This is a genomic window from Bacillus sp. A260, assembly GCF_009861435.1.
GTDB lineage: Bacteria > Bacillota > Bacilli > Bacillales > Bacillaceae_G > Bacillus_A > Bacillus_A cereus.
Genome location: NZ_CP046398.1, coordinates 2,086,668 through 2,109,879, shown reverse-complemented (window position 1 = coordinate 2,109,879; position 23,212 = coordinate 2,086,668). Strand labels below are relative to the sequence as shown.

The window sequence follows — 23,212 nt, the reverse complement described above, 5'->3', positions numbered from 1 at the left end:
ATTGTTGATAAGTAAATGTGCGGAGAACCCTATTACATAAGCGAAAAAATATTTTTAAGCGTTGTATGAAATCAATACTTAACATCATATTCATTACTTTTTATATATGTAAACGCTCTTTTATTGGTGCAAACACACAAAAACCGCCGATTATTCGGCGGTTTTGTCGTACTTGCTCAGTTTATATTGAAGCGTTTGACGAGGGATACCCAACATTTTTGCGGCTTGTAATATATTCCCTTCCGTTTCAATCAACGCTTGATCTATTAATTCTTTTTCTGTTTGATGAAGTGCTTCTCTAAGTGGCATTATACCCTTCTTCTTCGAAAACTTCTCTTTCCGAAATGTACGTGGTAAACAATTGGCTGTTAATGTATTCCCTTCTGCAATAATAACAGCATGTTCAATCGTATGTTTTAACTCCCGTACATTTCCAGGCCACTGATAAGCTTGCAGTCTATCTTTCGCTTCCTCATCAATTTGAAGTACACCTTTTTTATAACTTTTATTATATTCTTTCAAAAAATAAGATGCTAATAATAGTACATCCTCAGTTCTTTCACGAAGCGGTGGGATATATAATGAAAATACGTTTAAGCGATAATATAAATCAGTGCGAATTTTATTCTCTCGTAAACATATTTCTGGAGGCTGGTTCATCGCGGTAATAACACGAACATCTACTTTTCTCGTCTTATTATCACCAATTCTTCTAATGACTCCATCTTCTAACACTCGTAACATTTTTGCCTGCAAATCAAGAGGCATTGAATTCAGTTCATCTAAAAATAATGTCCCACCATCAACAAGTTCAAATAGCCCAGCTCTTTCAATCGCTCCCGTATAGCTTCCTTTTGTCGTTCCAAACAATAAACTTTCTAATAGCGACTCTGGTAAAGCTGCACAGTTTTGTGCAATAAATGGCTTGTTTTTTCTTTTAGAAGCTTCATGAATTGCTTGTACGAACAGTTCTTTTCCTGTTCCTGTTTCACCATATATTAAAACATTCGCGTCTGTTGGTGCTACTTTTTGTGCTAACTCTTTCGTCTGTTTAAACCGCGTATCATTTGTCACTATCGTCTCAAATGCAGCGTGCTTTTTAATCACTTTTTTTCTAGATGATCGCTTTATTTTCGACTGTAAGTCAACAATTGTGTCAGTAAGCTTTTGAATTGTAGAGTAATCCTTTGCAATTTCAACAGCCCCAGCAATATTCCCATCTATAAAAATAGGTAACGTCGTATTTACTGTACAAACATCTTCACCATTTAAATTTTGATAATGTTGTACCTGATGTACGATAGGTTTTTTTGTATCTAGTACTTTCATCAATGTACTCGTTTCCCTTGATAAAGACGGGAACGCTTCTAACAGATGTTTCCCTAACACTTTTTCAATCTTCGATCCATCGTGTTTTGCAGCTACAGAATTATAAAATATTGTAATTCCATTTTCATCTACAGCGTGTATAGCCTCATCAATACTGCCCAAAATCGCTTCAATGACTTCTTGTGTCGAAACTGCTAGCAATGTCATCCCCCCTTTTGCCGAAAATCCAGCAATTACATGCCGAATTTTCGGCACACCTATGTGCGATTGTAAGCATGACGATTCCGTTCTATAATTTTAATCAATTTTATATTTTCATTAGATAACTCGAAACTCTAATTAGTACGGCTTTTTCAAACACCCAGCTCCACCTAACTGTTTTGCTTTACAGCCAAATTTTGAGGCGGAAGTTTTACTGCTTTCGAATAGCTAGATAGATCTTTCACCCATATATTCATATCTTCCAACTTATCGAAAATGTAGCAATTATTCGCCAGTCTTCCTGTATACGTATAGCCTAATTGATGAAAGGCAGCATTCATTCCGAAAGAAAGCGATCGAGCAATTGTATAGGAGCAGAAAATAGATCTTTCTTGAAGTTCTTCCTCTAATTTAATTAGTAAACTTTTCATAAATCCATGTTTACGGTATTCAGGTAAAGTAGCACAATTCGTTAATTCTGCATTCCCTTCCTTTATGTTCATTTCTGCAGATGCTGTACTAATAATTTTCCCCTCAAATTCATACACGTAGTAAATTGTATCGTCTTCTTTCATCGTCTGTAATACATAACTCGCTTCATTTAAAGGTGTCGGATACACTTCAAATACTTTTCCGAATACAGTTGCTAATTCTTCTGCATCTTCTTCAGTCGCTTTTCTCAGCAAAAATTTCTCTGGAACTACTTTTTCTTTTATTTCTTTTCCTTTTACACCGCTTAATATAGTATCTTCCTCAATCCAATGCATACTATTTCGTCTTTCATCATTATTATATTTCACAAAAAAGTATGCATCGTGTCCTTGAAAATAATGAGGTATCGTTGCTTCCAACAAAAAACCGAAAGAGAGCCATGTTGAAACATGCTCTCCCTTTCCTTTAATAATACATTTAGTGAAAGAATGTTTCTCTGCTAGTTCGTCAATTGTCTGTATAATACTTTCAACATTTCCTGTATAGTGATCTACCCGAATACGCTTATTAAAATAATCTAAAACACCTTCTACTGTATAACAATTCGTCTGTTCTCTAAAAGATTCATAGTATTTCATTTTTTCACCTCACACCAATCTAGTAATGTACATGCAATAATTTTTGCGGCAGCTATCATTTTATCAACTTCTATATATTCGTTTGGATAGTGTGCTACTTTCGTCTCTCCTGGACCAAATACTATTGTTGGTACGTTTGCAATTTGTGTAAATAAACCTCCATCAGTCCCCCACGGAGATGCTTCAATAATTGGTTCGTTCCCTTCGATTTCAACAAAGTTGTGATGAAGTGTCGTAATGAGTTCATGATTCTCTTCTAGTTCACCAGGAACCCATCTCGCTCCAAACCATTCTACTTCTACTGGATTTTCAACAAACCAATTGTCCACATCATTTAATTCAGCAATCCAATTCTCAAACTCTTCTTTTGCCGCCTCTATAGTCTCATTCGGCGCAACACCGCATCTTCCTTCTAAAATTAATTCATCGGGAACAGAACTTGGCCAACTCCCTCCTTCAATTTTCCCAATGTTAATTGGAATTGGAATCGGAATTTCTTTAAATAACGGATCTGTAATTCGACTATTTCTTTTCTTCTCTAGCTTTCTTACATGTTCTATAACAAACATACTTTTTTCAATTGCACTAACCCCTTCATAGCGCGTTCCACCGTGTGCAGCTTTCCCTTTTACACGTAGACGAAACCACATGGAACCTTGTTGTTTCGGGAAAAACTTCATATTAGTAGGCTCCGGAATAATGACACCATCTGCCTTATATCCTCGTAATATAGTTGCTAATGTCCCTGCTCCGCCACTTTCCTCTTCTATTACACTTTGAAAATAGATGTCTCCTTTTAATTCAATGTTAGATTCAATAATCGCTTCCATCGCAAGCATAAGTGCGACATTTCCGCCCTTCATATCCGTCGTTCCACGGCCATATATACGATTTCCGATTTTCTCACCGCTATAAGGATGATGTTCCCACTGATTCACATCCCCTTCTGGAACTACATCAATATGCCCATTCAATATCATAGATTTCCCGTCGCCACTTCCTTTTAAAGTTGCTACAATATTTGGGCTATCTGAAAAACTTGTACGGGGTGATACAAAATAAGGATGATCTTTCATTTTAGAAAAAGAAGGCTCCCATATATCGAGCTCTAAACCTAATTCACGTAATTTTTCAATCACAATTGCCTGCGCACCGCTTTCATCACCAGATACGCTCTTTTCTTGAATTAATCGTTTTAAAAATTTCACACTTTCCTCTTCATGGCTCTCAATATAATCACAAACTTGCTTTTTTAATTGCTCCATATATTACATCTCCCTTCATTCAATTACTAGTAAGTTAGAACTAATTTGAAAATCAGCTTCTGTATGTCGTTTTACATCTTCTACTGTGTATGGGCTCATTAATTCTTGTAATATAAGTCCACTCGGAGTTACCTCCATGACTGCCATATCAGTAATAATTAAATCTACACACTTCTTTGAAGTTAATGGCAATGTACACTCTGAAACAATTTTTGCATTTCCGTACTTATCAACATGATTCATCACAACAACGACCCGCTTCGCTTTTTGTGCTAAATCCATTGCTCCACCAATACCTGGAACACGTTTTCCAGGTACAATCCAGTTTGCTAAATCACCATTTTCACTTACTTGTAATGAACCAAGAATCGTTATGTCTAGCAAACCTTTTCGAATCATCCCAAACGCTGTGCAGCTATCGAAATAACTCGCTCCTGTTATAAGAGAAGTTGGTAAACCTGCTGCATTACACAAATTTTCATCTTCATTCCCTTTACTTGGCGTTGGTCCCATGCCGACGATTCCATTTTCCGCATGAAACATAACATTTATATCGTCAGGCAAATGATTTGGTACAAGCGATGGTATGCCAATACCTAAATTTACAATCATACCATTTTGTATTTCTTTCGCCGCACGCCTAGCAATCTTATCCCTCACTTCTACGCCCATACCCATTTCCAGTTCACTCCTTCCGACGGTACAATATAATTTACGAAAACACCTGGAACGACAATTTCCTCTGGATCTAAACTTCCAAGCGGGACTATTTCTTCTGCTTCTACAATTGTTATATCCCCAGCCATAGCTACATGGGGATTCATATTTCGTGCACTTTTCTCAAATACAAGATTACCAAACGGATCTGCCTTTTTCGCATATACAATTGAAACTTCAGCAGTTAATGCTGTTTCAACTAAGTAAGTCTTACCATTCATTTCAACTGTTCGTTTTCCCTCTTCCACAATCGTATCAACACCAACATCAACTAAAACACCACCAAGACCAACGCCACCAGCGCGAATACGCTCTGCTAATGTTCCCTGCGGAGAAAACTCAATTTGTAACCTTCCCTCGTTTAGTTGCCTTCCTGCATTTGGATTGGAGCCAATGTGAGAAGTAATTATTGATTTAACTCTTTCATTTGTAACAAGACGACCGATACCTACATCAGGAAATCCAGTGTCATTTCCAATTAAATTTAAATTTGTAACGCCTTTTTCTAAAATTGCCTGTATTAAAGATGGAGGGGATCCAATCCCTCCAAATCCCCCAAACATCAATGTCATATCATCATGGAACAAAGAAATTACTTCCTCAATTTCTTTTAATTTACCGAATGTATTTGTAATAGTTGTCATGCGATACTATGCCCTCCTTTTTGCATCATCTCTTCCACACTTTTAGAGAAAATTGAAAGTAATTCATCTAACTCGGAATATGTAGTTGTCATTGGCGGTGCTACAAGCAGTGCACTATCTTCTTTTCCTGCTTGCCCTGAAACTGCTTGGTATAAAAGCAGACCATTTTTAGCTGCAACTGAAATAAGCTCTGACGCTTTTGTAAACGGTTGCAATTCTACTCCGATTAGCAACCCTTTTCCGCGCACATCAGCAATGATTGTCGATTGTTGCTGAACTTTCTGTAAGCCTTTTATTAAATACTCTCCCTTTTCTGCTGTTTTTTCAGGAAGATTATGTTTCTCCATATATTCAATAACAGCTAAAGCCGTTGCTGCAGACAATGGATTTGCACTTAACGTATGACCGCTCATTACTGAACGTGATCCACGTAATATTGGTTCCATAACACGATCACTTACAACTGTCGCTGCCATCGGTGTATATCCCGCTCCTAACCCTTTACCAAGTGTCATAATATCCGGCTCTACGCCCCAATGCTCCATCGCAAACCATGCTCCAGTACGACCAAGCCCAGTCATTACTTCATCCGCAATAAATAAAATATCGTAATGGTCGCAAATCTCTTTAATGACTTTATAATAGTCTTTCGGCGGAACAACCGCGCCTCCAGCTGCTCCGATAATCGGCTCAGCAATAAAAGCAGCAATATGCTCTGCACCAATTCTTTCAATTGATCTTTCTAGTTCAGTCGCACATGCCAGCTGACAAGTTGGATATACCTTTTGAACAGGACATCTGAAACAATATGGAGCTGGTATAGTCGGATAATCTTCCAAAATAGATACGAAACGTTGTCTACGTAGTGGATGCCCAGACATCGATAAAGCACCCATCGTAATACCGTGATAACTCATCCATCTTGATAAAATTTTATGTTTCCCTTGAATACCTCGCTCTTGAAAATGCTGAATTGCAATTTTCATAGCTGTTTCATTCGCTTCCGTACCACTATTTACAAAAAAACTCCAGTTCAAATCTCCTACACTTAAATCACTTAACTTCTTCGCTAATTTTTCAGCTGGTTCACTCGTAAACTGTGATCTATAAACGAAAGCAATCTCCTCAGCTTGCTTTTTAATAACGTCTGCAATCTCCTTTACGCCATGCCCAATACCTGCCGTAATTGCTCCTGACGAACCATCAAAATATTTATTGCCATTTTGATCATACAAATAAACACCTTTTCCATGTGAAATCATTGGATACGGCTGACCAACAAGTGGTTTAATTAAGTAATCGCGCATAGCGCTCCCCCATTTCTCCAATTTGTATATATATATGAAGAAAATTGACGTTTCTTTCATAAAAAAGAATCCTCTGCAAAAGCAGTGAATTTATCAAAAAACTATTATAAAATATACAAATGAGTGCTTAAAAATTTTTATAAAACAGAAAATTCAGAACTAAAAAACGAAGACCAACCCTTTTCTATACGCCCAAATAACCCTCCTTTTTATATGAAATGACTACATCACCAAATGTTTTTATAGCATAATGCCAGCTGTCCTTAAATGCCGACATTCTGTACACTTCGACGGAACTCCCGTTAAACTCCTTCCTATTATCCTACTTTAAATTGCATATTTTAAAACAAATTTCGACACCCACCTTACTAATCAATTCAGATTCCTATTCATTATGTAAACTTTTCAGTTTTAAACTATAAAAAAAGAACCGATTAACCACACTAATCAGTTCGTCATGACGCTCTCTTATGGGTTAATACTGTCAATTGCTAAAATAAATAGAAAAATGAAGTTTACAAATTCATCCTACAGCCTATAACACAAAACCTTTTCATAACTTCATTCACAATTACTATCGGGATATCCCTATCCCGAAGTGGCACTCCTTTCCTCAGATTCAAAGTATCTTTCCTTTATAATTTATGTAGGACAATTATCACTTTGTATGTGTATTTGCCTATAATTAAAAAAATCCCTAGTTTTCTAGCGATTTTTGGACATGTATTCAATATGTTAATTGAAATGCACTTTCAATTTGGCATTTATTTTACTTTCGTACAGTCATATGTACTGCTTTACTCTGCGAAATTCTCGTAAGCACCAGCACCTCTTTATGAAAACATATTTGTTGTCAATTTTTAATTTTCCCTTTATAAAATCATTTTTTTGCATAACCGCTTTCTTGCTTCGCATATAGTTTTAATGATGACAAAGGAGGAATGTTCATGTCTCAATCTGAAATCGAAAAATATGGACAAGAAGTTACACAATACGAACAACTCGCACGTTACTATCAGTTTCGTAATCCTAAAAAATATATAGAATTATATATGAAATATTACGATGCACTATCAAAACTTGTACAGGCGTATGAAACAAGAGACTCACAAGAAGCTGCTTTACCGTCACATATAAGAATTTTTCATGCCGATCCAAATATACCAGCGGTTGACATTTTAGTAAACGGACAAAAGGTTATTAAAAATATTTCATTTAAGCAATTCAGCCCTTATTTATCATTAGTGCAAGGTAAATACCGTATAGATATTGTTCCTGTCGGAAATGAAACTCCAATCTTTTCAGCGTTGGTACCAATAATGGGAAATCATACTTATACTCTTGCTGCAATAAATAGTGATAATCACCTACAATTACAGCCTATACTTGATAATACACATTTACCAGCTGGTCAAGCCAAAATACGGTTTGCACATTTCTCTCCAGATACCCCTGTTGTAAACGTAGATTTAAAAGATGGGGATCATTTATTTGAAAATGTACTCTTTAAACAAATAACAGATTTTTTGCAAGTTAGCCCTGGTACAGCAGATATTGAAATTTCACTAGCAGATAATAAAAACGTTTTATTGACTATACCAAAATTCAATGTTGAACCAAATGTTATTTATACAATTTCAATAGTAGGTTATTCAACTAAAGATCCTAAATTAGAAGCCGTTATACTCACAAATTAAAACAGTCTACACCATTCATTTGGTGTAGACTGTTTATTTTTGAAATGCAATTTGAAATTCTGTCCAATCGTTATCTGATCGACACATAATGGATCCATTATGTTTTTCCACAATTTGTTTACATACAAATAATCCAATACCAGTTCCTAACTTTTTAGTAGTTACAAATGGTTCAAAAATCGTTTCTACATTTTCAGCTGGAATCATTGGTCCATTATTTTTTATCACAATTCGAATAGCTTGATCTTCTTCAAATACATCAATGATAATTTTTCGTTCTTCTTTCATTGATTCAAGAGCATCAATTGAATTCATTAATATGTTTAAAAATACTTGTCTCACTTCACTCCGATAACCAACAAGCGGAATTGGATACGGTAAATTCTTTTCAATCAAAACATTCGCATTGACCAAACTCGGATATAAGAATTGTATAATGTCTTGAAACAAGTCATTAAGCCAAAACCGTTCCGATTCATTCCACATTTCTTTTTTCGATACGAGTAAAAATTGCGAAATACGAAAATTTAATTGATCTAATTCATGCGAAATAATATCTAAATACGATAAACTCGGATGATCCGCCTTTAATAATTTAACAAACCCCATAATGGAAGTAAGCGGATTACGAAATTCATGTACAAAACTAGCTGACATTTGCCCTAAAATCGTCAGCCTTTCTTTATGTGTTTCGTTAATATATTGCTGTTTTTCCTCTAAATTCTTCGATATAATTTCCGAGTATTTTAAAACGGTATAATAAATTAATTTGTCAAAACAAGTATGTATTTTTGCCATAATTGGTTTCAATTCACGAGCGCTAACATCTAATTCACACATCGCTTCGAAAAGTTCATTTCTTCCCACGTTTGCGTTATAAACAAAATCTCCAATATTCGCATCTGCTCCAGCACGTTCAATAGCAATTTTCTCACATAACGGTTGAAGATAATTTATATCTTTATCTTCCATAGTAAGTTCGATAATTAACTCTAGTAAATCCTCTCCATTTTGAACTACTTCTAGTTTAAATGGATCTTTTTCGGAAATTATCATTTTGTTTTTCCAGTTCTCTACGAATTGGTGCCTATTGTTTTTCAAGTGTGAACAAAATATTTCTTTAATATCCTTATCGATTGGAAAAACCTCCATTCCCTCCATTTCCATACGACGAATACCCTTTATATTTTGAATATTAACACAAAAAATACGATTCGTTAATAGATTTTTGTCACATTTTGTTAATTTCTGTTGATAAAATTATTTTTTCTTTCTTATTTAACTAATTGTATACAAATCCCCTTTTTCCTTCACATATTTTCATTATTTCCGTAGTCAAAACGACTTTTTTTGCATCATTTTTAATTCTTGCGTACAATAGAAAATGAAAGGTGTGAAAAATATGGTAAATAAAAATGTGGAAGATTATCTCCAAGAAGGCATTTACGGCCAAAAGCAAAACAAACCAGAAGAACGTAATATGTATTTAACTACATTACGTGAGCGTGTGGAAATCGCTTTAACAATCGGTCAAGTAATGCAAAGTAATGTATACTCTGAAGTGGCGGGTAGCATGCGCTCTTCTCAATCATTACAACTCCTCCTAAATGGTGGCATTGCTTACCCACATTTATCAAAATACATTAAATTAGCAAACGAAAAAAATGTTCCTTTTACAATTGTTCAAAATAAAGATACAAAAACACCAATCGGTTTAGTATTAACTCATGCTACTGCTATAGATAAAGAACGAATTTATGTAGAAGATACTATTTTCAAACAAGAAATGAAGTAAAAGTTACACTTAATTAAATAGTTACTAGAAGCGTAAAAAACGAGTATGGAATCGTAAACATTTCCTACTCGTTTTTTAGTGCAAGTTTTAAGTTTTTCCACTTTATTTTTTAATACATACTAATTTCATTTCTGTCATTTCTTCTATTGCATATTTAATTCCTTCGCGTCCCGTGCCACTTTCTTTCACACCACCATAAGGCATATGATCTACTCTGAACGTTGGAATATCATTAATCATGACACCACCAACCTCTAGCTCATCAATTGCACGCATTGCTTTAAATAAATTATTTGTAAATACTCCTGCCTGTAAGCCGTAACGCGAATTATTTACTTGCTCAATCGCTTCATCAAATTCTTTAAATGTATTTACTGTCATGAGTGGACCGAATACTTCTTGGCACTGCACAGATACATGATCTGGAACATTTGTTAATACAGTCGGTTCAAAAATTCTTGCATCCTGCTTCTTACCACCACATAAAACAGTTGCTCCTTCCTTAATTGCTTCTTGAACCCACATATCAATTCGCTCTACATCTTTTTTTGAAATTAAAGCTGATACATCCGTTTCCTCAAGCAATGGATCACCAACAACAACTGATTCCATCGCTTTCTTTAGCTTTGAGAGAAATTCATGTATTTTCGTTTCATGTACAAAAACACGTTGTACTGAAATACAAACTTGCCCATTATTAACAAATGCTCCCCATTTTACACGTTCAATTATTTCATCTGTTAACTCTACATCTTCATCAATAATAACAGCAGCATTTGAGCCTAGTTCTAACGTAACTCGTTTTAGCCCAGCCTTTTGTTTTATTCCGATTCCAACTTTTGGACTTCCGGTAAAAGTAATAGAAGCAACGTAATCATTTTTGACGATTGCCTCACCAACCGTGGGGCCAGGGCCAGAAATGATATTTAAAGCTCCATTTGGCAATCCTGCCTCTTCAAATAACTCAACTAATGCATAAGATGATAATGGCGTTTGATCAGCTGGCTTTAATACAACTGTATTTCCGGCAGCGATTGCTGGTCCAACTTTATGCGCTACTAAATTTAATGGGAAATTAAATGGTGTAATAGCCCCTATAACCCCAATCGGCTTTCGGATTGTATATGCAATACGCCCATCTGCACCAGGTGCGGCGTCTAATGGCAATGTCTCACCATATATACGCTTCGCTTCTTCAGCTGCAAATTTGTATGTTTGAACAGTACGATCTACTTCTCCCCTTGCAGCACGTATTGGTTTTGCAGCTTCTTTTGCAATAATCTCTGCAAATTCTTCTCTTCTTTCATCCATTTTTTGTGCAACTTTCTCTAAAATAGTCGCACGATCATATGCAGATAATTTATTCATTTTTGTCATTGCATTTTTTGCAGCGGTAACAGCCTCTTTTACATCTTCTTCCGTGCCTTGTGCAATTTCCGCTAATGTTTCTTCAGAATATGGTGCGTATAATGGTTTATACGTGTTTACAGATTTCCAATCTCCATTTATATATAAATGCTTTTTCATACTTCTTCTCCTTCCAAATATATGTATACAACAATACTTCACCTAGTGAAAGGTTTGACTTATGTCATTGTATCATAGCCCTTATCCCTCAAAAAACATTATGCTCAAAAAAACTCTGCTATATAGCAGAGTTTACGAGCTAATTTGCTCTTGTAACGAAATTTGTTTTTCATCTTCTAAAATAACAATCGATTCTACTATCTTTGTAACTTCTAATCTTTTTATATAATGTCCATCTAATTCTTTCACACAAAACTTATAATTTTCAATTTCAATGGAATCCTCTTCAGCAATCTCTATATTCTTCGTTAAAATCCAACCACCGATTGTATCAACACCATCATCATCAATCCCTAAACCAAATAACGTATTCACTTCACTAACAAGTACTTTTCCCTCTAGTATCGTCTTCGTTTCACTAACTTGTTGAATTTCTGGCTGCTCATCCGTATCAAACTCATCCTGAATATCTCCAACAATTTCTTCCAAAATATCTTCAACAGTAACAAGTCCAGATGTCCCACCATATTCATCTATCAATATAGCAATATGTGTTCTTTCTTTTTGCATTTTTAAAAACAAATCATGAATTGGAATAGAATCGATAACTAAAATAATTGGTCTCATATATTGCTCTACTGTCTTCTTATTAACAGCTTTATGTTGTACAAACTCAGTAAAAATATCTTTAAAATTCACAAAACCTATTACGTGGTCTTTGTCGCCATCAACAACTGGATACCTTGTATATTTTTCGCGAGACATTTTTTGCAAAGCTTCTTCAGCAGGCATTTCTTTACTTATAATATTCATTTCAGTTCGAGGTACCATTATTTCTTTTGCAATCCGATCATCAAATTCAAAAATTTTATTTACATATTTATATTCAGATTGATTAATCTCACCATTTTTATAACTTTCTGAAACTAACAACCGTAATTCTTCTTCTGAATGAACCTCATCATGCCCCTTCGGCGGTTTCAGCCCTAGCAGCTTCGTAATGATTCGAGCTGAACCATTTAATAGCCAAATGAATGGGAATGCAATACGATAAAAGAAAATTAACGGCTTAGAAACAAGCAAACTCACTTGTTCAGATTTTTGAATTGCAAATGTTTTTGGGGCCAATTCCCCTATTACAACATGTAAAAAAGTAATTAACAAAAATACTAAAGTTACAGCAAAAATGTCTGCTAGTTGAGTAGAGATATTCCAATTTGCAAAAAGCGTATCAAACATTTGCTTTAACGCAGGTTTACCAAACCACCCAATTCCTAAAGCTGTAACAGTAATTCCTAACTGACAAGCAGATAAATATTCGTCTAAGTTTGTAATGACTGTTTTGACCGATGTTGCACGATTATTTCCTTCTGCAATTAAATAGTCAATTCGTGAACTTCTCACTTTAACAATTGCAAATTCTGCTGCAACGAAAAATGCCGTTAAGGCAATTAAAACAATCACTATACTTATACTATATATGTCCAAATACTTTTCCTTACTTACTTTGTAAGCAAGGAAGCCACCTCCTACTTAATTTTATTCAAGTGAAGTAAGCATTCTAATACTCTAACAAAATTCTACATTAGCAACCACCTTTTTATATATTATATGCATACATAAAAAAGATATTTATCATTATGATAATCTAATTCATTTACACTCGTCAAATTATTCTAAATGTTACGATAATAAATTTTTATTTAAAAGAACTATTCTCCTCAACTCAATTTCGTGAAAAAACACTTTCTTTGCCGATTCCACACTTCTTTTGTCGCACTAGAAGGGAACTTACTTCATAGCTCGAAATCATTCAACAGGATATATATAGGAGGGATTATTTTGGAATATAAAACACCATTTATCGCAAAGAAATTAGGTGTTAGCCCAAAGGCTGTTGTCCGGATCGCGCAACAATTAAATCTTACGATAGAGAAAAACAAATATGGCCACTTTATTTTCACACAAGAGGATGTCGATCAAATGTTAGAACACCATCGATTTCAAATAGAGCAATCTCAAAATTCTCAATCTACTCAAAAGGCTTCCTCAAATGAAGTTGAGGAATTAAAAACTCAAGTTAATACAATTGTTCAAAACATATCATCGAATGATTTTGAGCAATTAGCTAATCAATTAAACACTATTACGAGAAGACTTGATCGAATGGAAGAACAAATGCAAGATAAGGCAAATGATGTCGTCACGTACCAACTTTTACAACACCGTCGTGAAATGGAGGAAATGTTAGAGCGAATTCAAAAGTTAGAAGCTGCCCTAACGAAAGAAGAACCCATTTATATTACTCCGGATTCAAAACCAACATATGAACGAGAAAAGAAACCGAAGCGCCGCAAAATGATTTTTAGTATATTTGGATTATAATTTTTAGACCCTTATTAAAATAATAAGGGTCTTTTTTAATGAAGAGTTATATCCTATACAAATATTATTCTCTTTATTATACATATTCACTTCGCTTTATTTCGTTAACATAATATTTTTACTGTATTCTGTAATTAATGCCTGTGCATGAGCATTCCCTTGAATCACATCACGAAATTCTTTTAAAGAATACAAATGCGTAACCCCTTTTCGAGCATGAATTCTTACTGGTACACCTTGTAAAGTATCATGAAACTGAAAAGGATTATCTATTGGTTCAATTGGAAAACCAAGTGTAAGTAAATACATATACATTCTTTTTGTTACTGCTGCAATGTACCATTCAGCTTTTGTTTCTAACGCATGTATAAATAAAATAGCTGTTAGCCTTTTGAAATGTCCTCTTCCACGAGACGTTTTCGAAATACTTAACTTGCCTATTTCATATACATTCTTCAAATCTTTTACTAAATCATTTTTAGAAAACGGATAGAAAAACTCAGAATTCGATTGTTCAGGTACCGTATACTTAATACATTCTACTGTACCAATAGGATGTTCATCTTCTATTAATAAAAATCGTGATGGATTTAAATTACGTTCTACGAACATTAAGTTTCTTTCTTCACAAAAATCTCCCCATAGTTGCTCGAACCCAAAATGTTCTTCCTTTGTTTGAACACGCTGGAACATATTTAACCGCCTTTCCCATCGCCGCTCTGTTTTTTGATAACGCTTTCACTATCTATCATATAAGAACAAATCTTCGTATGCAACTAAAAATATTTATGACTTATTATATTCTGCAAAATGAATTAGATTCCAATTTAATCGACTTTTATCCCGCGCTCACATTCCTTTTAATAACACATTTGTAGCACTTTTCAAATCTAAATTACACTACGTTTCTTTCCATACAGCATATAATTCTTCTTAATCTAAAGAAATCCTTTATGAAAAAGGATTTCTTTTACTTCTTAATGCTTTTTAGCCATTTTTCAAAAATTTGTACCATCCCATGTTTTCCAGCTAATTTCTCTTCCCCTTGTTTCGTCTTATATGGATATAACTGCAAGAAAACACCGCATCCAGATTCAATTTTTTTACTATGCATATGGCTTCCTGGATATACACAAATGACTTCATAAATTGACCTTCGATAATAGACTCGCTTTCCATCCTGTTCTTCTACATACTTTATAGACCAGTACTTATACATTTGCTCAGTTGCTTTCGTATTTCCGACGTGCTGAAAAATATTGTACATTGGACTATACTTCACTTCAATAATAATAGAAGATTTATATACGTATTTCCCATCTTCTTTTACATAACAGTCTAAGCGAATATCTGGCTTCTTCGTATCCTCACCATTGTAAAAATTACTACCTTTACTTAATGCAATAAGAGGATGTGTTTCAATTAAGTCATTAAATGCGACATGCACCTTTATATCATCTCGTTCTAAAACTACTGTCGTTCCATCTTGTAATCCATCTACATAAAAATGTTCTTGTATTTGTTCACGGATGGAGTTTCTAGCCTCAAAACCAATTTGCTCTAAAAGTGAAATAACGATAAAAAAAGCGTAATATTCATACACTAAAAACGTTGGCTTATAAACAAATAATAATGATGGAGATTGATCCGTATATTGCGGGAGTACTTCTAAATGATGTAGTAATTGTTGATGTGGTATCGATAAATCATGTAAGTTCATGTTACTTGTTTCAGTAACTTCCCTCCAAAATGAAGAGTGCATTAACATTTGAAAGTATTGTACATTTTCATGCACAATATGCGCCAATATTTTATATTCTTGTATTTTCATTGAGCTCTTTCGTAAATCGGCTTCTTTTAGTAAATGTATATTTTTATATTTTTGCTTCTCTCTATCGGTTACTGATCCATTACGCTCAATTGTTTGTATAATCGTTTTTACAGCTTGAAACTCTTCTGATTTTTTCTTTTTTTCTCTTTCTAATATTTCAATTGTTTGACGTAAAAAACTTTTAGCTTCAATTAAATAATGATAAAATTGCATCGCTTTATATTTAAGAAATGCATTTTCCTTACTATTTTTTTGTTCCATAAACTTACGATTATAATGTTTGGCATAAGGTTTTCGTTCTGCCACTATAGTTCCTTTTCTTGTTGGCTTTCGCTCTTTTCCTTCCCATTTATATTCATTTATAAATTTTGAGCTTGATTCTATTTTCTTAAAGATTTGCTTTATCATTTTCATTTTTTGCGGTAACTTTCTAAGTAACACTAAATAAGAAGAATCCTCAATATCGCTAAGTGCAGAGAAGGTTTTTTTATAGTAACCTCTATCCAAAATCAACTCATTTAAAATTGACTTCACATAGTCTTGAATCATTTCAAATTGATCATCAAAAAAGTTTTTCGGTACGATTTGAAATGCGCCATAATACGTTGTATCTTCTATACGCACTTCAAAATGGTATAGACCACAGCGCCATGGATAAAAGAATTCTGTTTTCCCGTGTTCATATATTAATACTCTTTGTTTTTTTTCATTTATTTCATATTGAGCCTCTTTTATATTTTTCTGTCCCTCATATACTTTATTCCATATAAAAGTAATATTCATTGGGATTTCATAATTGTACTGCAATCTTATTGGTTTTAATTCTTGTACTTTATAAATACATTGAACTAATGCTGTAGTAGATGTACAAAGACGATTTAATAAAATATAATCTCCTTTCCCCTCATTTCCAATGATTAACTTTAATACAAAAGGGAGCGTTTCATTCGTATCAACGATTTTTGTTTCATAACGCCCTTCATTTTGCATATCCATACAACTCCAGTTCTCTACGTTTTTCTCGTATATATGCTAAAGAGTGTTCAAATGTAGATACTCTGTTTGCAAGTGTAGATTGCAAAAGAGGTACTAAGGTTGCCCCCCTTTTTGCTTCTTCAGAAAGTAAAGGCCCAACCATCATTTCGGTCCCTCTGATTTTCGTCAATACACGCTGCTTTATTTGTAAATCAAACCCCTCTTCTCTACTAATCATATAGGTATGGTTATTTTGAAACGGTATGTTTTGCAAATAAGTCGCAATTGCATTTGCACATCGGAAAGAAATTCCCTTAGACGCGTCATGTGATGACAATACGACATGCAACTTATCTAATAGCTCTAATTCTTCTTCAGAAAACACTTCAATCATCGATTTATTTCTCATCCAATTTATCCGAAATTCTCCCGCCGTTACTTTCAAAGGTGGATGTAATACGACTTTCCCCTGTTCCATGCCCATCTCACAAAACGGAATTTTCTGTAACGTTATTAGGTTCGTTCGGTCTAATAATCGATCAGAGAGCTCTTTCGTTGTTTCATCAAAATTTACAGTACCTACAAATATAATATTTTCTCCAATTTCAATTGTTGATGGAATTGAATTCTCTATGTCCTGTACACCCTCATACAAGTTTAAAATACGATTTTTTGTTTCAAGTTCAAGAACAGATAGAAACGGAGTAAACCAATGCTCAATATGAGACATGTTCATTTCATCAAAAACGATTATATACAGTTGATTTGGATTTTCTTTCGCCTTCATTAACGTCCTAACTAACTTCGCTTCAGATTCAATAAAAGTACCATTTGGATGAAGGTAACCAAGTAAATCATGTGGTTCTTGATACGATGGCGAAATTGGAATCCAAACCAACTCTTCCCCATACTGTAACCCTAATGCTTCTGCATAAGTTTGCACAAAACGTGATTTCCCAACGCCCGGTATACCACCAAGAATCGTTAACATATTTGTTTTTACACTTATATGGAAATTATAAATATCCGTTTCATCCAAATATAACCCTTTATTATGCACCATACTTTGTACATACTGTAAAAAGGACGATTCACGCTCATCCCATTCCCATTCATCTTTTTGTATTTTTATATCCTCTACTTCAACTAGCTTACCTTCTTCATGCATTCGTTTTTTTAATTGCTCATATACATAATCACTTACAAAATATAATTGATCTTCTACCGCTATTTCTACATACTTCGTCCAGTCACTGCAGTTTATATATTTACATTCACGTTTCTGTTCAAAATAGGCGATTGAGCTAATTGATGACTTTAGGGATATGTTTCCGTACAGTCTTCCATCGTGCCACAATAATTCGGGAGGCTCAAAGTCTTTCGGGAATTTTGGCATAAGAAATGATAAATAACCGTTGCTAAGTTTTCGCTCTAAAGATTCTCTTTTTTTATGATTTGTAACTTTAGGTGCCGGAATCATTTTATAGCTGCTTGCTATTTCTTTCGGTTCTTCTGTACATATTAACTCCACGTATACATTTCCTCTTTCATAATAAAGACGAAACATTACTAATTGCTTTTCTAATTTCCTCTTCTTTAATTCCGAAAAGATTTTTTCATTCTTTTTATTGCTACATAACCCTTCAAATACATATGGTTCATTTGTAAATTGTTCCTGTAAAGTGAATGGTATTGGCGATAAGCAGTGTACAAAGAAATTCTCTCCACTCTTCTCTTTCTCAGCTTTTGTAAATTTCCCTAAAAATCTCATATAGTACATTCGTTTTATAAAACTTGGCTGAAGAGCTTTATGTAATTTCACCTTAGTCACCTTCTTTTTTCATACTATTCTTAGTGTATGAAAGAAACGAAAAACTAGAAATAAAAAACCTGACGTTATCCGCCAGGTTCAAAATAAAAACTTATATTAATGAGAAGGAAATGCTTTTTTCTCTTGTAAAATTGCATTATGAGCAATTTTCATTTTCGCAAGTACGTAACGTAATCGATCTTCAGCGTTTTCATCTTTACTTATTTGTAATTCCGCCAAATTTTCAACAGAACTTGCTAAATTTTCAATGACTCCTCTTAGTTCAGGATGATGATTAAAAAAAGATTCTTGCACTAATACTTTCCTTAACTCACTAGCTAAATCAATTATTCTAGACAACTGTTCTTTTTCTTCCATTCTCATCCCTCCTGAATATCTTATGTAGTAAATATTCTCTAAACAAAGAAAAAAGCCCTTTAAATCAAAAGGACTTTTTACATTTTTATATTTCCAGTTAATAACATATATATTGATGTGATAGCCGCAACAATAATTGCCCACATCACATACTTCTCTGCACCTACAAAGCAACGGTTCCCTTGTTCTTTTCTTGCAAACGTGTAAACAATAATTCCAATTCCATACACAATTGAAACGAGTAGTAAATTCTTTAAACCAGCTGCATAAAGAAGCCATACAGAGTAAATAGAAGCAATTAAAGCTAACGCTCCGTTTTTTAATTTAGCGTCTTTTAGTTCGTTTGTAATGACTAATTTAAATTGGAATAACGCTGATAATAAATATGGTAATAAAATTGATGTTGATGCAATGAAATACATAATTTGATATGTTGATTCCGAAAACAAAACGATGATAAATATAATTTGGGCAACACCATTTGAAATCCATAATGCCATGTGCGGTGTTTGCTTCTTATTTGTTTTCGTAAAGACTTTCGGAAATACGCCATCTTTTCCTGCTACATGAGAAATTTCAGAAACAAGTAAAAACCAGCCAATTAATGTACCGACAAGTGAAGCAACTAATCCGATGTTAATCGCAACTGCACCCCATGGACCAACAACGTGCTCTAATACATGTCCCATGGACGGAGTTTCTAACACAGAAAGTTCGCCTCTTGTCATAGCTCCCATTGACAGGACAGAAATTAAAATATAAATGGACATTACTAAAATAAGTCCCAATACTGTTGCCTTACCAACATCTCGACTATTCTTCGCTCTTCCAGATAATACAACCGCTCCTTCAACTCCAATGAAAACCCAAAGTGTTACAAGCATTGTATTTTTCACTTGACCAAGTATAGCGGAAAGTGAGATCGTTCCTTCTCCCCAAAAATCATGTGTAAATGTGTCCCAGCGAAAGGCTGTTACCATTACAACAATAAATAAAACGATTGGAACTAACTTCCCTATTGTTGCGATCACATTCATAATAGAAGCTTCACGGATTCCAAATAAAATTAAAAAATGAAGTGTCCATAATAAAAGTGATGCCCCAACGATAGACGCAACATTATTTCCTCCTTTGAAAATTGGAAAGAAATAACCTAATGTACTAAACAGTAACATAATTGTTGCGACATTACCTAAGATTCCTGCTAGCCAATATCCCCAAGCACTATTAAATCCAATATATTCACCGAAACCAGCACGTGCATAACTATAAATTCCACCTTCAAGTTCCGGTTTTTGTCTTGCTAAAGTTTGATATACGAGCGCAAGTGGAATCATTCCCATCGCTGTAATACACCAGCCAATTATTATTGCACCACTGTTTGCTCCTACTGCTAAATCATGCGGTAAACTAAAAACACCGCCACCAACCATTGTTCCAACTACTAATGCGATTAATGGAAAAAATCCTAACTTCTTTTCTATTTGTACCACCCCATCTGTCATTCTAGGTGTTATGTTCGTTCAACTATTAAAGTCACCTTTTTCTCTAATAGACGTTTCTCTTATATTTTTTCAGGAAAACATTACTTATTCTAAAAGAAAATGAGCAAAAATGGAATACTTTTTTGAAAAAATGTATAAGTATGCACAAAAAAACCGCTCATTTTGTAATGAACGGTCATTTCAAACATATAAATTTGTATATTTCTTGTAAATTTAACGAAGTAACTTCTCTTTTTGTAAAAATTGTTTTGCGACTTCTTCACTACTTTTACCATTTACGTTAACTTCATAATTCATTTTTCGCATTTCTTCATCTGTAATCTTTCCAGATAATTTATTTAATACCTTTTCAAGTTCAGGATATTTCTGTAACGTTTCTTTTCTTAATAATGGTGCTCCTTGATAAGGTGGGAATAACCCTTTATCATCTTTCAGCACTTTCAGTCCGTATTGCTCCAATTCACTATCTGTTGAATATGCATCAATTACGTTAACATCTCCAGATTCAATTGCGCTATAACGCAGCTTCGGCTCCATCGTTTTAACATTCGAGAACTTATAGTTATATAATTTTTGCATTCCTTTATAACCATCTTCACGATCAGCAAATTCCAATGTAAATCCTACTTTGGCTTCCTGTGCAACATTCCCTAAATCAGAAATTGTATTTATATTCTTTTGATCTGCTATTTTTTTCGGCATAGCTAGTGCATATGTATTGTTATACTCCATTGGCTTCAACATAATCATATTATATTTCTTTTCCATTCCAATGCGAGCCTGCTCATATACTTCATCACGATTTGTACTCTTTGGTTCTTCTTTCACGAAAGTAGATAAAGCTGTTCCTGAAAATTCTGGGTATATATCTACTTCCCCTGATTTCAACGCTTCAAATACAAATGCTGTTTTTCCAAGACCTGGTTTTAATTGTACGTGTAAATCTGTATCTTGTTCAATAAGCTGCTTATACATTTGAATTAAAATTTCAGGTTCTGATCCAAGTTTGCCCGCAATAACAATATCTTTCTTTTCTGTACTCCAAAGAAATGGAGAAGCAATCATTATACAAACAATACATATCGTCAATATAACACGCTTAGAAGAGCGTTTCGGTCGTTCAAGTATGCGAAGTACTATATCAAAGAATAAAGCGAGTAACGCGGCTGGTACGGCCCCTAAAATGATAAGTGCATGATCATTTCGATCTATACCTAATAGTATAAGCTTACCGAGCCCACCAGCACCAATGAGAGCTGCTAATGTAGCCGTTCCAACAATTAATACCATCGCTGTACGAATACCGGCCATAATGATAGGCAATGCAAGAGGAAGTTCTACCTTCCACAATCTTCTCCAACTATTCATCCCCATAGCTTTCGCGGCTTCTATTAGAGATTCATCTAATTCCCTTATTCCTGTATATGTATTTCGTAAAATAGGTAATAGTGCATACACAACTAATGCGATAATCGCTGGAAGTTTTCCGATTCCTACTAATGGAATTAATAGTCCGAGTAATGCAAGTGATGGCACTGTCTGCATTACTGCAGAAGTTCCTATTATAAATTCAGCCATTCGTTCTTTTCTTGTTAATAAGATGCCAAGTGGCACCGCTATAATTACTGCAAAAAATAATGAAATAAGCGATATTTGTAAATGCTCACTTAATGCAGTTAGTAATTCTATTTTTCGTTCTTGGAACGTTTGTATAAAATTAGTCACTGTTTAGCCTCTTTCCTTCATTTGTTCAACAATGTAATTGACAATATGACGACTTGTTAACGCTCCAATATATTGACCGTTTTTTTCAACTGGAACGACCTCCTCATCACGCACACGAACTAACGCTTCTTGTAAAGAAGAATGTAATGATAGCGCCTGCCCTTCTAATTGCACACTTTGATCAAGCGGCAATACATCTGCTATACTTTTCCCCTGATACCAAGTTCGTCCGCGATTTCCAATAAACTCCTCTACAAATTCATTTTTCGGATTATGTATAATTCCTTCTGGTGTATCTAGTTGAACAACTTTTCCTTCTTTCATAATACAAATGCGATCTCCAAGTGATAATGCTTCTTGCATATCATGTGTTACAAATACGATTGTTTTTTGAATCTTTTTTTGCAACTGTACAATATCCTTCTGAAGCTGTTCCCTACTTAATGGATCTAACGCACTAAATGGTTCATCCATAAGAACGATTTTCGGGTTTGCAGCTAATGCTCGCACGACACCGACACGTTGTTTTTGTCCTCCTGACAATTCATCAGGCATACGATTTCGATAAATATCCGGATCTAATCCAACCATATGTAACAATTCATCGACGCGTGCTTTAATTTCTTTTTTGCTCCATTGCCTCATTTCAGGAACAATTGCAATATTTTCAGCAATTGTCATATGAGGAAACAAAGCAATCTGTTGCAACACGTATCCTATATCCCAACGTAATTCGTTTATATTATATTGTTGAATATCTTTCCCATCGATTAAAATCGATCCTTCAGTCGTTTCGATTAAACGATTAATCATCTTCATTGTCGTTGTTTTCCCGCATCCACTCGGACCGATGAGAACAAAAAATTCTCCCTTTTTAATTTCTAAATGCAATGAATCCACTGCTTTCGTGCCATCTTCATACGATTTTGACACATGATTAAATTGAATCACAAATACAACTCCTTTAATGTTGTTTCCTTTATTTTGATGGAATATGGCATTCATTTCAAATGATACGCTTTTAAATTAAAAAAGAGCTCACATTTGAGCT

At 34.3% G+C, this 23,212-nt stretch carries 19 protein-coding genes; 3 read left to right on the top strand and 16 right to left on the bottom strand.

The genetic code is table 11. The annotated features are described in order from the left end of the window. Nucleotides 1-150: 150 nt before the first annotated feature. From rocR to GD442_RS10740, 6 genes are all read right to left on the bottom strand, one after another. A complete protein-coding gene (gene rocR, locus GD442_RS10765) occupies nucleotides 151-1,536 on the bottom strand; it encodes an arginine utilization transcriptional regulator RocR (RefSeq protein WP_011110073.1) in 1,386 nt (461 codons plus the stop codon). Nucleotides 1,537-1,700: 164 nt separating this feature from the next. Continuing rightward, nucleotides 1,701-2,600 (bottom strand): putative beta-lysine N-acetyltransferase, encoded by a 900-nt coding sequence (ablB, locus tag GD442_RS10760; protein ID WP_000878594.1) that lies wholly within the window; start codon nucleotides 2,598-2,600, stop codon nucleotides 1,701-1,703. Next, nucleotides 2,597-3,865 (bottom strand): peptidase, encoded by a 1,269-nt coding sequence (locus GD442_RS10755; protein ID WP_000436702.1) that lies wholly within the window; start codon nucleotides 3,863-3,865, stop codon nucleotides 2,597-2,599. The genes ablB and GD442_RS10755 overlap by 4 nt, the downstream gene beginning before the upstream one ends. 15 nt (nucleotides 3,866-3,880) lie before the next feature. Continuing rightward, entirely contained in the window at nucleotides 3,881-4,543 is a 663-nt protein-coding gene (locus GD442_RS10750; protein WP_000525278.1) for a CoA transferase subunit B, read from the bottom strand. Further along, nucleotides 4,528-5,226, bottom strand: coding sequence for an acetate CoA-transferase subunit alpha (gene atoD / locus GD442_RS10745; RefSeq protein WP_000208104.1), 699 nt, complete (start codon nucleotides 5,224-5,226; stop codon nucleotides 4,528-4,530). Before atoD ends, GD442_RS10750 begins: the two co-directional genes overlap by 16 nt. Continuing rightward, nucleotides 5,223-6,533, bottom strand: coding sequence for an aspartate aminotransferase family protein (locus tag GD442_RS10740; protein ID WP_001205882.1), 1,311 nt, complete (start codon nucleotides 6,531-6,533; stop codon nucleotides 5,223-5,225). The genes atoD and GD442_RS10740 overlap by 4 nt, the downstream gene beginning before the upstream one ends. Nucleotides 6,534-7,480: 947 nt before the next feature. On the opposite strand from GD442_RS10740, the gene GD442_RS10735 reads away from it, so the two are divergent. Further along, complete coding sequence (locus GD442_RS10735) at nucleotides 7,481-8,230, top strand: DUF4397 domain-containing protein (RefSeq protein WP_000083284.1); 750 nt, start codon at nucleotides 7,481-7,483, stop codon at nucleotides 8,228-8,230. 33 nt (nucleotides 8,231-8,263) lie between these two features. Here the strand turns inward: GD442_RS10735 and GD442_RS10730 are convergent, their stop codons facing one another. Further along, a complete protein-coding gene (locus tag GD442_RS10730; RefSeq protein WP_000425086.1) occupies nucleotides 8,264-9,397 on the bottom strand; it encodes a BA2291 family sporulation histidine kinase in 1,134 nt (377 codons plus the stop codon). A 235-nt stretch (nucleotides 9,398-9,632) separates the two neighbouring features. On the opposite strand from GD442_RS10730, the gene GD442_RS10725 reads away from it, so the two are divergent. Beyond that, nucleotides 9,633-10,025, top strand: a complete 393-nt coding sequence (locus tag GD442_RS10725) for a YueI family protein (RefSeq protein WP_000247559.1) — start codon at nucleotides 9,633-9,635, stop codon at nucleotides 10,023-10,025. 102 nt (nucleotides 10,026-10,127) lie between these two features. On the opposite strand, the gene GD442_RS10720 is transcribed toward GD442_RS10725, so the two are convergent. Further along, nucleotides 10,128-11,552 carry an aldehyde dehydrogenase family protein gene (locus GD442_RS10720; protein ID WP_000716453.1) on the bottom strand — a complete coding sequence of 475 codons (1,425 nt, stop codon included), beginning with the start codon at nucleotides 11,550-11,552 and terminating at the stop codon, nucleotides 10,128-10,130. 132 nt (nucleotides 11,553-11,684) lie between these two features. Next, nucleotides 11,685-13,040, bottom strand: coding sequence for a hemolysin family protein (locus GD442_RS10715; RefSeq protein WP_002164551.1), 1,356 nt, complete (start codon nucleotides 13,038-13,040; stop codon nucleotides 11,685-11,687). A 354-nt stretch (nucleotides 13,041-13,394) separates the two neighbouring features. On the opposite strand from GD442_RS10715, the gene racA reads away from it, so the two are divergent. Then, nucleotides 13,395-13,937: a chromosome-anchoring protein RacA gene (racA, locus tag GD442_RS10710; protein ID WP_000456023.1), complete on the top strand. Its 543-nt coding sequence runs from the start codon at nucleotides 13,395-13,397 to the stop codon at nucleotides 13,935-13,937. Nucleotides 13,938-14,033: 96 nt separating this feature from the next. On the opposite strand, the gene GD442_RS10705 is transcribed toward racA, so the two are convergent. From GD442_RS10705 to GD442_RS10675, 7 genes are all read right to left on the bottom strand, one after another. Next, on the bottom strand, nucleotides 14,034-14,630 hold the full coding sequence (locus GD442_RS10705) for a hypothetical protein (protein ID WP_000487796.1): 597 nt from the start codon (nucleotides 14,628-14,630) through the stop codon (nucleotides 14,034-14,036). A gap of 277 nt (nucleotides 14,631-14,907) precedes the next feature. Next, nucleotides 14,908-16,758, bottom strand: coding sequence for a hypothetical protein (locus GD442_RS10700; protein ID WP_001178731.1), 1,851 nt, complete (start codon nucleotides 16,756-16,758; stop codon nucleotides 14,908-14,910). Further along, nucleotides 16,748-18,565: an AAA family ATPase gene (locus GD442_RS10695; protein ID WP_159365096.1), complete on the bottom strand. Its 1,818-nt coding sequence runs from the start codon at nucleotides 18,563-18,565 to the stop codon at nucleotides 16,748-16,750. Before GD442_RS10695 ends, GD442_RS10700 begins: the two co-directional genes overlap by 11 nt. A 105-nt stretch (nucleotides 18,566-18,670) precedes the next feature. Next, nucleotides 18,671-18,931 carry a hypothetical protein gene (locus GD442_RS10690; protein WP_000391445.1) on the bottom strand — a complete coding sequence of 87 codons (261 nt, stop codon included), beginning with the start codon at nucleotides 18,929-18,931 and terminating at the stop codon, nucleotides 18,671-18,673. Between the two features lie 77 nt (nucleotides 18,932-19,008). Next, nucleotides 19,009-20,436, bottom strand: coding sequence for a basic amino acid/polyamine antiporter (locus GD442_RS10685; protein ID WP_000129444.1), 1,428 nt, complete (start codon nucleotides 20,434-20,436; stop codon nucleotides 19,009-19,011). A 213-nt stretch (nucleotides 20,437-20,649) separates the two neighbouring features. Further along, nucleotides 20,650-22,161, bottom strand: coding sequence for an ABC transporter permease/substrate-binding protein (locus GD442_RS10680; RefSeq protein ID WP_000181014.1), 1,512 nt, complete (start codon nucleotides 22,159-22,161; stop codon nucleotides 20,650-20,652). 3 nt (nucleotides 22,162-22,164) lie between these two features. Then, nucleotides 22,165-23,112 carry an ABC transporter ATP-binding protein gene (locus GD442_RS10675; protein ID WP_000614069.1) on the bottom strand — a complete coding sequence of 316 codons (948 nt, stop codon included), beginning with the start codon at nucleotides 23,110-23,112 and terminating at the stop codon, nucleotides 22,165-22,167. Nucleotides 23,113-23,212: the final 100 nt, after the last annotated feature.